This window comes from Ideonella sp. FW305-24, from assembly GCF_058788035.1.
Window position 1 is genome coordinate 89314 of record NZ_JBYTAI010000001.1, and the last position, 12900, is coordinate 102213.

Annotated in this window: 15 protein-coding genes; 1 reads left to right on the forward strand and 14 read right to left on the reverse strand. The window is 64.3% G+C overall.

Going from position 1 to position 12900, the window contains the following annotated elements:
- Positions 1–68: 68 nt before the first annotated feature.
- The 14 genes from AC3WR5_RS00390 to AC3WR5_RS00455 form a co-directional block, all read right to left on the reverse strand.
- Positions 69–1595, reverse strand: coding sequence for a virulence factor family protein (locus tag AC3WR5_RS00390; RefSeq protein ID WP_492480997.1), 1527 nt, complete (start codon positions 1593–1595; stop codon positions 69–71).
- The gene (gene mprF, locus AC3WR5_RS00395) at positions 1592–4177 is read right to left on the reverse strand and encodes a bifunctional lysylphosphatidylglycerol flippase/synthetase MprF (RefSeq protein WP_492480999.1); all 2586 of its coding nucleotides are present in this window, start codon (positions 4175–4177) and stop codon (positions 1592–1594) included. Before mprF ends, AC3WR5_RS00390 begins: the two co-directional genes overlap by 4 nt.
- A 196-nt stretch (positions 4178–4373) precedes the next feature.
- Complete coding sequence (locus tag AC3WR5_RS00400) at positions 4374–5552, reverse strand: serine hydrolase domain-containing protein (RefSeq protein WP_492481001.1); 1179 nt, start codon at positions 5550–5552, stop codon at positions 4374–4376.
- Between the two features lie 95 nt (positions 5553–5647).
- The gene (locus AC3WR5_RS00405; protein ID WP_492481003.1) at positions 5648–6934 is read right to left on the reverse strand and encodes an acetamidase/formamidase family protein; all 1287 of its coding nucleotides are present in this window, start codon (positions 6932–6934) and stop codon (positions 5648–5650) included.
- Positions 6935–6954: 20 nt separating this feature from the next.
- The gene (locus AC3WR5_RS00410) at positions 6955–7380 is read right to left on the reverse strand and encodes a VOC family protein (RefSeq protein WP_492481005.1); all 426 of its coding nucleotides are present in this window, start codon (positions 7378–7380) and stop codon (positions 6955–6957) included.
- 18 nt (positions 7381–7398) lie between these two features.
- A complete protein-coding gene (locus AC3WR5_RS00415; protein WP_141284110.1) occupies positions 7399–7851 on the reverse strand; it encodes a DUF2214 family protein in 453 nt (150 codons plus the stop codon).
- A gap of 62 nt (positions 7852–7913) precedes the next feature.
- Positions 7914–8423 (reverse strand): GFA family protein, encoded by a 510-nt coding sequence (locus AC3WR5_RS00420; protein WP_492481007.1) that lies wholly within the window; start codon positions 8421–8423, stop codon positions 7914–7916.
- Between the two features lie 26 nt (positions 8424–8449).
- On the reverse strand, positions 8450–8887 hold the full coding sequence (locus AC3WR5_RS00425; RefSeq protein WP_492481009.1) for a DUF1801 domain-containing protein: 438 nt from the start codon (positions 8885–8887) through the stop codon (positions 8450–8452).
- Positions 8888–8909: 22 nt separating this feature from the next.
- A complete protein-coding gene (locus AC3WR5_RS00430; protein ID WP_492481011.1) occupies positions 8910–9230 on the reverse strand; it encodes a hypothetical protein in 321 nt (106 codons plus the stop codon).
- A 203-nt stretch (positions 9231–9433) separates the two neighbouring features.
- The gene (locus AC3WR5_RS00435; RefSeq protein ID WP_492481013.1) at positions 9434–9871 is read right to left on the reverse strand and encodes a YybH family protein; all 438 of its coding nucleotides are present in this window, start codon (positions 9869–9871) and stop codon (positions 9434–9436) included.
- 108 nt (positions 9872–9979) lie between these two features.
- Positions 9980–10327 carry a hypothetical protein gene (locus tag AC3WR5_RS00440; RefSeq protein WP_492481015.1) on the reverse strand — a complete coding sequence of 116 codons (348 nt, stop codon included), beginning with the start codon at positions 10325–10327 and terminating at the stop codon, positions 9980–9982.
- A gap of 136 nt (positions 10328–10463) precedes the next feature.
- The gene (locus AC3WR5_RS00445; protein ID WP_492481017.1) at positions 10464–11174 is read right to left on the reverse strand and encodes a DUF4844 domain-containing protein; all 711 of its coding nucleotides are present in this window, start codon (positions 11172–11174) and stop codon (positions 10464–10466) included.
- A gap of 133 nt (positions 11175–11307) precedes the next feature.
- Positions 11308–11706, reverse strand: a complete 399-nt coding sequence (locus tag AC3WR5_RS00450) for an MAPEG family protein (protein ID WP_492481019.1) — start codon at positions 11704–11706, stop codon at positions 11308–11310.
- Positions 11707–11725: 19 nt separating this feature from the next.
- Positions 11726–12175, reverse strand: a complete 450-nt coding sequence (locus AC3WR5_RS00455) for a hypothetical protein (protein WP_492481021.1) — start codon at positions 12173–12175, stop codon at positions 11726–11728.
- A 495-nt stretch (positions 12176–12670) separates the two neighbouring features.
- Here AC3WR5_RS00455 and AC3WR5_RS00460 point away from each other — a divergent pair, with 495 nt between their 5' ends.
- Positions 12671–12877, forward strand: coding sequence for a hypothetical protein (locus tag AC3WR5_RS00460; protein WP_492481023.1), 207 nt, complete (start codon positions 12671–12673; stop codon positions 12875–12877).
- Positions 12878–12900: the final 23 nt, after the last annotated feature.

Below are 12900 nucleotides of genomic sequence, written 5' to 3' on the forward strand. Positions count from 1 at the left end.
TTTTGCATTTGGCAGGCCCTTCGACAGGCTCAGGGTGAACGGATTGGGAGCGTGAACAAAGGTTGTTGTCAGCGCTCAATCGCTCCCAGGATGTGGCCCGCCAGCCCGTCGTAGTCGCCACCGAAGTGATGGCCGCCGGCCAGCGGCAGCGGGCGGGCGTGCAGCGGTGCCAGCGTCGGGCACAGCGAGTTTTTTTCGTCCTGGCCGTAGATGCACAGCGTGCGCGCGGCCACCAGTTGCTGGGCTTCGGGCGCAATCGGCCGGTCGCCGCTGGGGCCGATCCAGTTGGACAGGTGGAACTCGAACGAAGCCTTCTGGCCCAGGCCCAGCAGCGCGGTGAGGCGCACCCGCGTGCGCGTCGCGGCAGGCAGGCGGTTGACGGCAAACGGCAGCACGTCCGCACCTTGCGAGTAGCCGATCAGGATCACCTCGCTGCGTTTCCAGCGGTGCGAGTAGAAACGGATCAGGCGGTCCAGGTCGGTGGCCAGGCCTTCGGGCGTGCGGGCGCTCCAGAAGTAGCGCAGCGAATCCACACCCACCAGCGGAATGCCCTTGGCGGCCATCGCCGCGGCAATGCCCTTGTCGATGCTGGCCCAGCCGCCGTCACCGGACAGCAGCACCGCGAAGCGGTCCGCATTCGGCCCGCCTGCGGCTTCGGCAGTGGCCGGCACTTCGATCACCGGCAGGTCGGCCAACTGGGCAGGCGGCGGACCCAGCGTGACCTGGCGCGCGGCCAGCGAGGCATAGGCGCTGTCGAAGCCGGCCGGCAACTCGGGGCCGGTGGCCGGCGCAGGCTGCCAGACGGCTTGCGGCACGCGCTGCACGAAGTCTTGCGCCGCCGGGCACGCGGCCATGCTGCTGCCGGCCTGCATCGCAGTCCACGGCTCGGGCAAGGCGGTGGGAGGCGGCAGCAGGTCCACGCCATTGCCATCGGCTGCAGGCTGCCAGCGCAAGGCGTTTTGCGCGCACATGGGCTTGCTCATCGGCAGCCGCGGGCAGAAGCCGACCGACAGCGCTGAAGCAAAGGTGCCGGCCGGCGCCTGGGCCACCAGCGCGTAGGCAAACGCGCCCGCGCTGCCGGTGCCCACCAGCATCGGCTCCATGTAGGCGCCCAGCTTTTCGGAGGCCTGCAGCTGGCGCGAGAGGTTCTCGAAGGCGCCGCCGGCATAGGTGCACTTGCCGTCCTGCACTTCCAGCCGGCGGTAGAAGTTGGTCAGCGGAATGGTGGCCACCATCGCGCCGGCGGTGACCATCTTCTGGATCATCAGCCGCTCGCTGTCGTTGGCGCCGTCCATGCCGGTGAAAGGCAGCATCACGAACTGCTGCGGCACGCCAGCCGGGCGGTACAGCGCCACGTCGTTGAACAGCCCGTGCGACAGCAGCCGCGGGAAGCTGGTGCCGGGAATGGGCAGCGGCGGCGGCACGGCGGGCAGTACCAGCGCAAGCGCGGGTGCCAGGGCCGGCGCGCTGCCCGCGGCTGCGGGAGGCGCCAAAGGGGCCGGCTTGGCCGGCTGCGCCAGCAGCAGCCCCGGCAGCATGGCCATCAACAGCGGCAGGCCCACCCGCCCCCGCGTTGCCCAGGTACGCACACTCACTTCGTCACCACGCCTTTCATGCCACCGCCAATCAGCGCGGCCACGTCGGCCAGCACGAAAAACGGCGCCAGCCCGCCGGGTGCCGCCAGGTAGCGGGCTTCCCATTCGGGCTCGAACTTGTCCTTGAAACTGTGCAGGCCGCGGAAGTTGTAGAAGCGGTCCCCGTACTTGTAGAGCAGCCGGCCCAGCTGTTGCCAGCGCGGCGCCTTGCGACGCTCGGCCATGCCCGCCATGGGCGACATGCCCAGCCCGAAACGCTGGTAGCCCTCGGCCTGCAGGTGCAGCATGACCTTGGCGAACAGGAAGTCCATGGTGCCGGGCGGGGCGCCGGGCAGGTAGCGCATCAGGTCCACGCTGGCTTCCTGCTTCGCAGCAGTGCTCAGCAGGTTGGCAAAGGCGATGACCTTGCCCTCGCGCCAGACCACGGCCATTGGCAGCTGCTGCAGGTAGGCCTCGTCGAAGCGGCCAACGGAAAAGCCTTTTTCGCGGCCACGCTGGTGCGTGAGCCAGGCCTGCGAAACCTCGCGCAGCTGCGGCAGCAACTCGGCCACGCGAGCCGGGGGCAGCACCTCGAAGCTCAGGCCTTCGCGTTCGCCGCGGTTCACGCCGGAGCGCAGGTTGGCGCGCTTGGCGCCCTTGAGGCTGAAGTCAGGCAGGTTCACATGCGCATATTCGCCCAGCTTCAGCGCCTGCAGGCCGCAATCCAGGTACAGCGGCAGGGCCACTGGCCGCACCTGGTAGAAGGCCGCACGACCGCCATGGGCGTTGGCCAGCTCGATGAACTGCCACACCAGGTCGGCCCACTCGCGGCTGTCGCCAAACGGGCCGTACAAGGACACCCAGCTGCGCGCCTGCTTGCCGTACATCAGGAAGCTCCTGCCGGACGGCGAGAACATCAGCTGCTTGTCGCCGATCAGCGCGTAGCAGCCGTCGGACGAGGGGTTGGCGCGGATGATGGCCGCCGCGCGGGCGATCTGCTCGGGCGTGGTGCGGCTCAGCACGCCGGCTGGCTGGCGCATCAGCTGCCACAGGAAAAACGCCAATGCCATCAAGGCCACGCCCATCAGCGCGCGCAGCGAGCGCGGGGCCTGCCCGTCCAGCTCGAACTGCCACCACAGGTGGTTGCTGTAGGCCACTTCCTGGTAGGCGAAAAACAGCACCCACACACAGGCCAGCACCACGCCCAGCAGCGCCAGCAGCCACTCCGGCTCCAGCCGCTGGGCGAACAGCGAAGACGGCCGGTTGAACTGCTTGCGCGAGATCACCAGCAGCAGCACCAGCATGCTGAGGAAGGCCGCCTCGTTCAGCGCAATGCCCTTGGGCAGTGCCAGCAGCGCAGCCACCATCGACAGCCCCAGCGCCGCCCACCAGGCCGCGTCCAGCCGGTGCAGCAGCCCGCGCGCCACCAGCAGCAGCCCGAGGCCGGCCACGCTGCCGAGAAAGTGCGAGGCCTCGATCAGCGGCAGCGGCACACGCAGCGTGGCCAGCACCTCGCGCGCGTCTTCGGTGAAAGGGGTGACGCCGGAGACCAGCAGCCACAGGCCGGCGACCATCGTCAGTGCCGCCATCAGGCGCGGGCTCAGGTGCACGGCCATGCGGCTCACAGGTGCGGCCACGCCTGAGCGCAACTCGTAGGCGATCAGGGTGCCGGTGGCCAGCAGCAGCGGCAGCACGTAGTAGATGCCGCGGTTCAGCAGCAGCGCGCCCAGCATCGCGTCACTGGGCACCTCGGTGCCGCTGGCCAGCAGCATCACCGCCTCGAACACGCCCACGCCGCCCGGCACGTGGCTGATGATGCTGGCGGCGATGGCAATCGCATAGAAGGCGATGAAGGTCGGCAGGCCGATGTGGTTGGTCGGCAGCAGGAACCAGAGCGCTGCGGCCGAAGCGGCCAGCTCCACTGCGGAAATGAGCAGCTGGCGCAGCGCCAGGTTCAGCGTAGGCAGGCGCAGCGTCCATCGCCGGCCGCGGCCCAGGCCCACCTGCAGCAGGTGCTGGCGGCTGCACAGCCACAGGAAGCCGGCCAGCGCCAGCAGCATGGCCAGCGCCAGCACGCGCAGCCACCAGGCCCGGCTGTGCAGCAGCGGCGCCACGTCCGCCGCACCCCACAGCAGGCCCATGGCACCGAACACCATCATGCCCAGCGCAAAGGCCGCCGCATTGAAGCCGATGACCCGCGCGATCTGAGGCGGCTCCAGCCCCGCCGCGGCATACAGCCGCATGCGCACCGCACCGCCCGACAAAGGTCCGAGGCCGATGGTGTTGGACAGCGCATAAGCAACGAAGGAAGTCAGCAGCACGGTGCTGCGCGGCACCTTGGCCCCGGCATATCGCAGCGCGGAGGCGTCGTACTGGGTCAGCGCAAGATAGCTGGCGGCGGTGGCGAGCAGCGCGGCGAAGATGTCGATGTTGGGCGTGGCCGAGACGGCGGCCATCACGCTGGCATAGCGCACCTCGCGCAACAGCCCCTGCAGTGCGAAGCCCACGGCGCCCGCCAGCACCAGCCCCAACGCGGCCAGCAGCCAGGGCCGCAGGCGGGGCCACCACTCACCAAGCCTGGCCACAGGCGAACGGGGCTGCACAATCAACGGGGGTTCGGGAACGGACACAGGTCTTCTTGCTTTCTGGGTGGCCGGGTCAGGCACATTCTGTCGGTTTTGAATCCATTGTTGCGAATGGATTCAATGCCGACGAAGCTGAACGCCGTTGCAGTTGCGACGGTGCACAGTGCCACGCAAGCCTCGCACCAGCTTCTGCCAGGCAAACCGAGTACCCGCGTCAAGGCGCAGGCGGCTGCCACCAGTCGTATTCCCACTGCCACGGCATGCGGGTGGCGCCCAGCACCCACTCGGCCAGCGCCGGGTAGAGCCGCTCGGCGCGCACGTCGTTGGCCAGCAGCACGATGCAGCGCTGGCCGGCTTCCAGGCACAAGGCCATGTTGCCGGTGGCGTCGTCGTGGCCGCCCTTGAGCCAGGCTGGGCCGCTGGCATCGTCGAAGCGCACGACGCCCAAGGCAGCGGAGAGGCCGATGGCCTGGTAGCGCGTTTCGGTGGGTGGCAGGAAGGTCGGGAACTGGTGCGCGGAGGTGATGGGCAACTGCCCTTTGATCCATTCGGCGCGCGCTGCCGGGCTCAGGCCGTCGCCTCGCATGAAGCCGGCCCACATGCGCGCCTGGTCGGCAATCGTCGTGTCCATCGAACCGGCGGCGCGCACATTGCTGCGCTCGTCATGCGGCAGCTCGCTGCCGTCCAGCTGGTAGCCGTCGGCCAGGTTGTTGGCAAAGTCCGGCCGCCAACGCATGCTGGTGCGGGTCATGCCGAAACGGTCGAAGATGCGGCGCTGCATTTCCTGGCCCACGTCCAGGCCCAGGCCTTTTTCCAGCACGAACTGCAGCAGGTTGATGCCTTCGCCGGAATACGCATAGCGGCTGCCGGGATCGAAGTGGAACTGCAGCCGCTGGTCCGCCTCGACCCATCGGAAATTTGCAAAACCGCTGCTGTGCGTGAGCAGCATGCGAGGCGTGAGCTGGCGCCAGCGCTCGTCGCCAGCCAGGTCGGCGTAACCGCGCTTGGCATCGCCGTACTTCGGCAAGGGCTGCGGCAGCAGCTGCGCCAGCGGCGCGTCCAGCGACAGCCGGCCCTCGTCCGCCAGTTGCATCACCATGTAGCCGAAAGCCGCCTTGGTCAGCGAGGCGCCATACATCACCGTGTCCGGCGTGAGCGGCAAAGCCTTGGCCACATTGCGCTGCCCGTAGGCGGCCACCTTGACCACCTGGCCGTGTTCGATCACCGCCAGTGCCAGGCCCTTGACCTGCTCGCGCTGCATCAACTGGCGCACCGCGTCGTCCAGCGAAGCGCTGGCCAGCGGAGCCGATGCAGGGCCGGCGCACGCGCCCAGCAGCATCGCCCCCGCAGCCCATGCACAAGCCCCCATCCACCGCCAACCTGGCTTCATCATTGCTGGCTCCGTTGTGGTGCGACGGTTCATCAAGCCATTCCTGAAAGACATGCGAGGCAGCGCGTGCGACACGGCGCGACACGGCGGCCATTCACCTACGAACCTGGACGGAGGCGTGCCTTGTCGAGCTTGATGGCCACCCCGACACTTCGGCCCGCAAGATTGGGCACGCTGTAGTGTGCCGAACTGCCAAGGATGATGGCGCATTCGGACAGCGTGAATCCATGGTCCTGCTGCAGCCATTGAATGAGTCCTGTCGTGGCCGAGCGCAGCGCTTCGTCCAAAGAACCCGCCTGGCCCAGCACCATGATCTGCGTCGGGGATTCAACCCGCGGCATCGCGATCGATTTCCCCTTGATCACCTCCACTGTGAATTCGACATCCATCGAGGTTTCCAGCGCGTACTGCGAGGTTTCGCCATCGCCTTGAAGGGCATGGGCGTCGCCCAGGTAAAGCAAGGCGCCCGGCTGCTGGACGGGCAGGTAGACCACATTGCCTTCCACCACTTCGTTGAAATCCATGTTGCCGCCAAACCTTCCGGTGTCTCCGGTGGAAATGGGAGCCGATCCAAAACCCGGTGCAACCGCAAGCCCGCCCAGCATCGGGCGAACCGGTACGACAAACTCCTTCAAGCGCTCGGTCGGCGTTTCAAGGCTTGCCAAACCGCGCATCCGATCCAGCTTCCAGCGCACCGGCTGGCCCAGGTCCGCCGCTTTGCCAACCAGGCTGGCACCCAGCGCCCTACCCACGATGGTATCCAGGCTGTCAGCATGGTCCCGGTTCAGGCGCAGGCGGTTGAGCCGCACCACCAGCGTGTCGCCAGGCGAGGCTGTCGCGACAAAAAACGGGCCGGTCTGCGGGTTGCCGAACAAGGCGCGGGTGACGCCGTTTTCGTCCACGCCACCTGAATCGATGGTCTTGGTGTGCACGGTGTCGCCCGGCCAGATGGTCAGGACTGGCGCGCGGTGCGGACTGAACTCGTTGGAATACTCCGTTGGCTCGAACTCGTGGCGGCGCGGCGGTCCTGCCGGTCGATCGGGAATGCGGCGCGCTGAAAAGCCATGCTTGGCACGCGTGGCCGGGTTGTTGCTGTCCGGAAAGTCGGCAATGCCATCGATGCGTCCGCCCTTGATCGTGCCGGCAAACGAATACCTCGCGTTGTTCGCGCCGGTTTCCTCGAACGTGATGGTCGAGCCATGGCGACGCCCCGTGACCTTGTCGCCGTCCATGTCCCCCGCAATCGCCTCGCCATCCTGTTTCAAGGTGAGGGTTTGATAGACAGGATTGCCCCAGAGATCGGTCGTCACGACCCACTGCTCGGTCGCCTGCGCCAGCGCGGCCCCGGGGATCAGGCAAAACAGCAAGGCAACACGTTTCAACATCAAGCAGGTTCCGGTTCGATTCATGAATTCACATGGGTTGCTTCAGCGCACCAGGCCACCGCTGGTGGCCCGGGATATGCCCGGATCTCCAGCAAATGCTGATTCGGATCGTTGAAATAAAGCGTGGGCGCTGGCCCGCGTGCACCGCTTTCCTCGCCTGGCCCGGTGTTGGTTCCCACCGAATCGAAGGTCGGGCCGTGGGCCATGCCAGCGGCCCTGATGCGCACGAAGATCTGCTCGAATTCTTCGCTGCTCACCGCAAACGCGTAGTGCTCGAAGCCCGGCGTGCCCCAAGGCGCCAGCTGCAGCTGGCATTCGGGCCCTGCCCTGAGCACGGTGAGCGGTCCGTCCTGCCCCTGCAAGGTGAAGCCCAGCACCTGCGTGTAGAACGCGACGCTGGCGGCCAGGTCGTTGACCTTCAGGATGATGTGATCGAGTGTGGCCATTCGTTCAGTCCTCCGGGGTCACATGCCCACACCATGCGCCATCAGGCTGGCGCACAAGGCCACGCCCAGCAGCAGCACGACTTCCAGCCGCAGCGCCAGCATGATGCGCCGGTACTCCTGCGCCGAAACCGAAGGCGCCATGCCCTGGCTGGTCTGCGGGCGCCACTTGATGAAGCGAATCGTCGGGTAGATCGACAGCAGGCCCGCCAGCACGAACAGCGTGAGCTTGGCGTGGAAAAACGGGTTCGCGAGATAGAAGCCGCTGCCCTTCTCGAAATAGAACACGCGCACCAGGCCGATGATCAGCACCAGCCCGGCAAAGGTGCCATACCACCGGTCGCTGGCCTGAAGCCGCTTCGCCTCCGCCAAGGTCGGCGCGGGGCTCATGGTCTGCCACTCCAGGAAGACGGCGCCCACGATGCCGAAGACGGCGAGAAAATGAAGGAAGGCAAACACCGCGCTGATGGTCATGGATGTCCTCTTCGATGATCTTCGGTCATGCCCCGCCCAAGCGGGGCGGCGGCGCCTGAATCTCAGGCGCCAACATCCTTCAGCGAGGCCTGGTAAGCCTGAATCCTCGGCAACAGCAATTCCCGGCGCTGCAGGCTTGACGCAGGCCAGTGCTGCGCCCGGTCGTAATACTCGGGCACTGCCGGCACGTCGCCGGACAACAGCACCCAAGGCTGCTTCGAGGCCGTGAAGATGTGGATGTCCGGCGGCAGCAGATCGGGGTTGTCCAGTGTGCCCACGCGCACAAACTTCACCAGCGGCCCCGCACCCGCGTAGTGGCTCCACACCGCCACCTGGCATCGCGGACAGCGCGCGATCTGCTGGCCCTCGCCACTCTCGGAAGGCGTGTGCACCAGCGCCACTTCGCCACCAAGCGAATCCACTGCATCGCTCTCGATCATCGCGTTCAGCGCAAACGAAGCGCCCGATTCCCGCTGGCACCAGCGGCAATGGCAGCAGTGCACGAACAAGGGCGCAAGGTTCAACCGGTATCGGATCATGCGGCAATCACAGCCGCCTTCGATGGGGTACATGATGGCTCAGGATGGGACAACAAGCGTCATTCGCCGCCTGTGTGAACAGGGCCATGGCGGCGTTCGATTTCGGCGACAGAACCGATGACGAGTTGCGCCAGGACGGACGGGTCCAGATCCGCGAGGCGCTTGAAGTAGAGGCAACCCTTGCCCATCTTGTGCGGGCCCAGCCTGGACAGCAACTCGGCTGCGCCATCCCAGTACGGCGCCAGATAGAGCACCATCTCCCGTCCTCGAATCGCGAAGCCGACCAGGCATGAAATGCCGGTCCTGCCGGATGCGTAGGTGTACTGGTAGGCGCCATAACCCACGATGCTCGGCCCCCACATCTTCGGGCCTTGCCCGGTGACCTTCTTGAGCAGCACCATCAGGGCCTTGCAATCGGCTCGCTGCGCCTCGCTTGCCTTCGCGGCGATGTGGTCATCGACGCTTGCATCTGTCGGCTTGGTCTTGGCTTCTGGCATGGCGGGAATCCTGGCAGGGTTTTCAAAGCTCGGCGATGGTCAGAATGATGGCGACTTTCTTCTCATCGAGGCCCTGAAGATCTTCTTCGGCAATGCGACCTTCGCGCAGCAGACGCCCAAAGACGTGCAGCAGCTGCGAGTACCGGTAGTCGTACTTGAAGTCAATCTCCCTGCGCCTCTGATCGGTGCGCTTGATGAGAGACCACAGTTCATCAGGTTCGGATATGGATGCAGCCGCACGCTTGAACTCGGTGATGGTGTCCGAGAGTTCCTTCTGCAACGCAGATTCAAAGACCGCTCGCGCGACCCGCTTCTCCGAGTTTGACCAGTTGATGTCGTGCATGTCTTGCCCGCCAGAAGAAAGGCCCCCAGAAACGAACCACGCTCACCGGCCTCGGGTGTAAGACTCTACTGCACGAGGACAAGGACGCCTTGCCGTTCTCTGGCAAAAAACCTGCCGGCGAACCTCGTCTCAGCGTTGGCTTCGGGACAGCAATTCGACCGCTTCGCTGACGATTTGCTCAACGACGCGCGCCCGTGCGCTGATCACTTGCCTTCTCGTTTGAACATCGCTTTCGTGTCTTCGAACCCTATGGGGGCAGATGTGTGCTCGTGGATGACGCGTAAAACATGGCCGCGGGTTTTGAGCACCCAGGTGATTCGGTTTTGCATGGCCCGAAGCTCTTCGCCCTGGGCTGAAAAGGCGGCGTACCTTGCGATGGCGGTCATTGAGGCGAAGTTGGGCTCCGCGATGATTTTCACGTCTTCGAACGTGACCCTGATGGTCTCATCGCCAAGCGAAGAGAACCAACCTTCCACGGCGATTCGCCAAGCCGCGACACCTTCGTATGACCAGGTTCCCCAAGTGTCGAATACCCGGACCTCGGCGTCGTAAAGCTGCATGAAGGTCTCGGCGTTCTTCGCCAGGACAGCGGACTTGTAGGTGTCGAGCTTTTGCAGAACCTGCTTCTCGGGATCACTCATGGTGAGTCCTTCCATTGACGATTGATCGTTGCGGCTGGTGACGGGCCGCAGCCAGTTCCAACAGGACATCCGGGCAGCGCTCTTCGTTCAAGCTGCCGTCTGTGAACTCTATCGCGCTGAAGCCGTGCCGCTTGTAGAAGCGGCGTGCGCCTGCATTGGCCTGGAATGTGTAGAGCCTGACGGGCCGGGGAAGCGGCGCAAGCCCATGCCCTGGCCAACAAAGCCCGGCAGCACATACAGCTGATCAATCCAGGAAATGCCCTTGGCCTCTGAGGTGGCCAAAATGCCAACCACGGCCTCCGCCATACAGACAACAGAAACTCTGCACGAAGGCATGATCATGCTCCGTACCCACTGATGAATTTCCACCGCACTGTGCGCCATCGGCGCGTAGGGAATGAAGGCTTTGCGAGACGCAATGAGAACTTCAGCCACCGCCGATGCATCGTCGTTCACGGCCTTGCGTAGAAGAGCTTGCATACGAAGGAATCACCCAGTCCTGGATTGGTATCGAAGTACCAATATTGACTTGCTGCGGAAGTTCAATCTGAACGACCCAGCTTGATGCGGAAAGTCTGGTTGATTGAAGCGTCTACAGCTTGCGCGCATACGAAAAGCGCCCTGTGCACAGCCAAATGATGATCTGGGCACCGCTCCGGGAGCCGAGCGATACCGCGCTGGAGTGGTCCTTGTCCAGAAACCAAGTATGCATGCCAGCACTGCTCATGGAGGGCGAACCCAGCAACTGGATCATGGCCGCAAGGGCCGTCTCCTTCTGCACTGGTTCCAGCTTGACCAACAGCGCTCTTTCGCTTGCAGTCATTTGGGCCAGCGCATCAGCGTTCTGCTCTTCCTGGGTTTGATTGGGGTCGAAGCCGTAGCGCCACTTGTTGAGAAGACCGTCGGAACTCTGGATGCCAAAGATGTCCATGATGTTCTCGATGTATCGAAGCAATTGGTCTCGGTCTTCGCTCCCTGCGTTCTCGAACTCCTTCAACGTAGGCTTGAACTCGTCGAGCACTTCGGCCTTCGACGGCAGAGCGCTCAGTCGAGCAAGCAGACGGTTGGCAAGAGCGTTCACTCGCGCCTCGTATTCCAGGCGTGCGGCCTCGCTTGGCGGGCGATACAACCCTTCCTCCCGAAATTTCGGTAACGCTAAAAAGCGTTCGAGCGCTTGCCTCGTATCGCTGACGACGGACATAGGCACGGATCTCCCCGGGGTTTCGTTGCTCACCGCACCAACCTCAAGGCAAAAAGTGAGCGCAGAGGAGAATACGATGGCAACCAGCAGATGATGGTTCATGGAAGCCTAAAGTTGAAATTCAGCGGCGGCGCAGCGGTTCGCCGAAATTCGGCATTGAAGAAGCCGGAATAGCGACTCGATCAAATGTAGGCACTTGCCGCGTAAGGAAATCCCTAGCAGGTTAGGCAGCACCTTATGCAACGCTGCGAGCCCAGTGCCAGAGCAATGCTCCGCCCAGCGCGAACAAGCAAAAGTATGTGCCTAAAGCACCCACGAACTTGAGTGGGTGGCGCTCATTGACGGAGGGAACGAGAAGCGTGCCCGCAGCATGAAATAGCCTGCAGACCAGAACTGCGACCGCAAGGCCAGTGACAAAAATGCTCGGAGAAGCGGTGTTGAGGTAAAGGAGGCCTGCAGCAAACAAAGGGATGTACTCCGAGGCATTTCCATGCGCTCGAATTGCCTTCGTCAGCGCTGCTTCCGTGATGGTGGGATCGCTGCGACGCTTACGCCGCACTCGTGAAACATTCAAGCTGAGCGCACCGTAAAACAGAACGAGGACGGCGACGCAGAGAACGACGGTGTTGTTCATACAGTTTTAGCCTTATTCGTTAGGCGGCACCATTGGCAAGCGGTGGATAGAGTTCGGCCGTTGTACGCGGACCGCTAAGAAAACGCCATTGGCGGCGTGCTGCGGCTGCCGCCAATGGACCAGCAACCCACTCCAGCCTGTAATGTGGAACAAGCTCGCCCTCGATGTGCACAACCGCCGCAGACCCATGCAGCTGAAAGAGCAACCGCTCGAACTTGTTAACCCATTCACCCCAGTCCTCCTCTACTTGCTTGTATGAGGCCGCAAAATGAATCAGGGAATTGCCATACTCGACGCTGACCTTTGAGGACTCGGTCTGGGAAAACATTGCACGGACGAAAAACGGCCACTCGTCCGTGTGCGGCAGAGCATCGAGGACGCGGCGATTTGAAGCCACCGCTTCTTCTGCGCCCCGATCCCGAGCCGAAGGGACTTCGATCACCCCATAGACCAACGTTTGATGACCCATCGTGCGTAGTTCCCGCCTTGCCGCCTAACGGATAGCGTTTATCTGCCGCGCCACCGCAGATCGCAAGCGAAAGCCGGCTGAGCGCGGCAGATAAACCGTGTTGAACTGAACCATTGCGCCGTCCCTGCCCTTGTGTGGCGGTGAGTGATGCGCCAAGGGAATTGGGTCGCCCCAGGGCGCTTGTTTCAGGCCATTATGGTCACAGGTGGGGCCGAGTAAAGACCTCGGGCGTGGGCGTGGCGCCGGTGCATCCGTCCAGACCCGGCCCGGCCCGATGGGCCGGCTGCCCCGCTATGTTGGTGTGCGCCAGACGCAGCGGGCGTGCGCGCGTCCCGCGCTGCGGCTTGGCGGCGCTGGCGACACAGCAGGTCTCACGGGGCGCGGTGCTCAGCATGGCGGTGCGCGGGCTTGGCTGGCATGGGAATGCGGGCTGGGTTGGCCAGGCGCGGGCAGGCGCTTGACGCCAGCCCAGGTGCGCACCAGCTGCAGCGGCCCTTGGCACTTCGGGAAGGTATGGTTCTGGATGCGGGCCACCCGGTCCATGAAGGCCTGGACCGACTCGCGCGCCTGGGCGAGCTAGGTCTTCTTCCAGCCGTTGACGTGGCGACCACGATGATCTACACGCAGGTGCTAAAAGTGGGCGGCGGCGGGGTGCGCAGCCCAGTGGATGCTCTGGCCTCCATGGCCATGATGCCGGGCTGAAAAAACAAAACCCGCCAGCGGCG

Excerpts from the sequence above, each read along its gene's own strand:
- AC3WR5_RS00400 (WP_492481001.1), bottom strand. The coding sequence starts at position 5,552 with ATGATGAAGCCAGGTTGGCGGTGGATGGGGGCTTGTGCATGGGCTGCG.
- AC3WR5_RS00405 (WP_492481003.1), bottom strand. The coding sequence starts at position 6,934 with ATGTTGAAACGTGTTGCCTTGCTGTTTTGCCTGATCCCCGGGGCCGCG.
- AC3WR5_RS00410 (WP_492481005.1), bottom strand. The coding sequence starts at position 7,380 with ATGGCCACACTCGATCACATCATCCTGAAGGTCAACGACCTGGCCGCC.
- AC3WR5_RS00415 (WP_141284110.1), bottom strand. The coding sequence starts at position 7,851 with ATGACCATCAGCGCGGTGTTTGCCTTCCTTCATTTTCTCGCCGTCTTC.
- AC3WR5_RS00420 (WP_492481007.1), bottom strand. The coding sequence starts at position 8,423 with ATGTACCCCATCGAAGGCGGCTGTGATTGCCGCATGATCCGATACCGG.
- AC3WR5_RS00425 (WP_492481009.1), bottom strand. The coding sequence starts at position 8,887 with ATGCCAGAAGCCAAGACCAAGCCGACAGATGCAAGCGTCGATGACCAC.
- AC3WR5_RS00430 (WP_492481011.1), bottom strand. The coding sequence starts at position 9,230 with ATGCACGACATCAACTGGTCAAACTCGGAGAAGCGGGTCGCGCGAGCG.
- AC3WR5_RS00435 (WP_492481013.1), bottom strand. The coding sequence starts at position 9,871 with ATGAGTGATCCCGAGAAGCAGGTTCTGCAAAAGCTCGACACCTACAAG.
- AC3WR5_RS00445 (WP_492481017.1), bottom strand. The coding sequence starts at position 11,174 with ATGAACCATCATCTGCTGGTTGCCATCGTATTCTCCTCTGCGCTCACT.
- AC3WR5_RS00450 (WP_492481019.1), bottom strand. The coding sequence starts at position 11,706 with ATGAACAACACCGTCGTTCTCTGCGTCGCCGTCCTCGTTCTGTTTTAC.
- AC3WR5_RS00455 (WP_492481021.1), bottom strand. The coding sequence starts at position 12,175 with ATGGGTCATCAAACGTTGGTCTATGGGGTGATCGAAGTCCCTTCGGCT.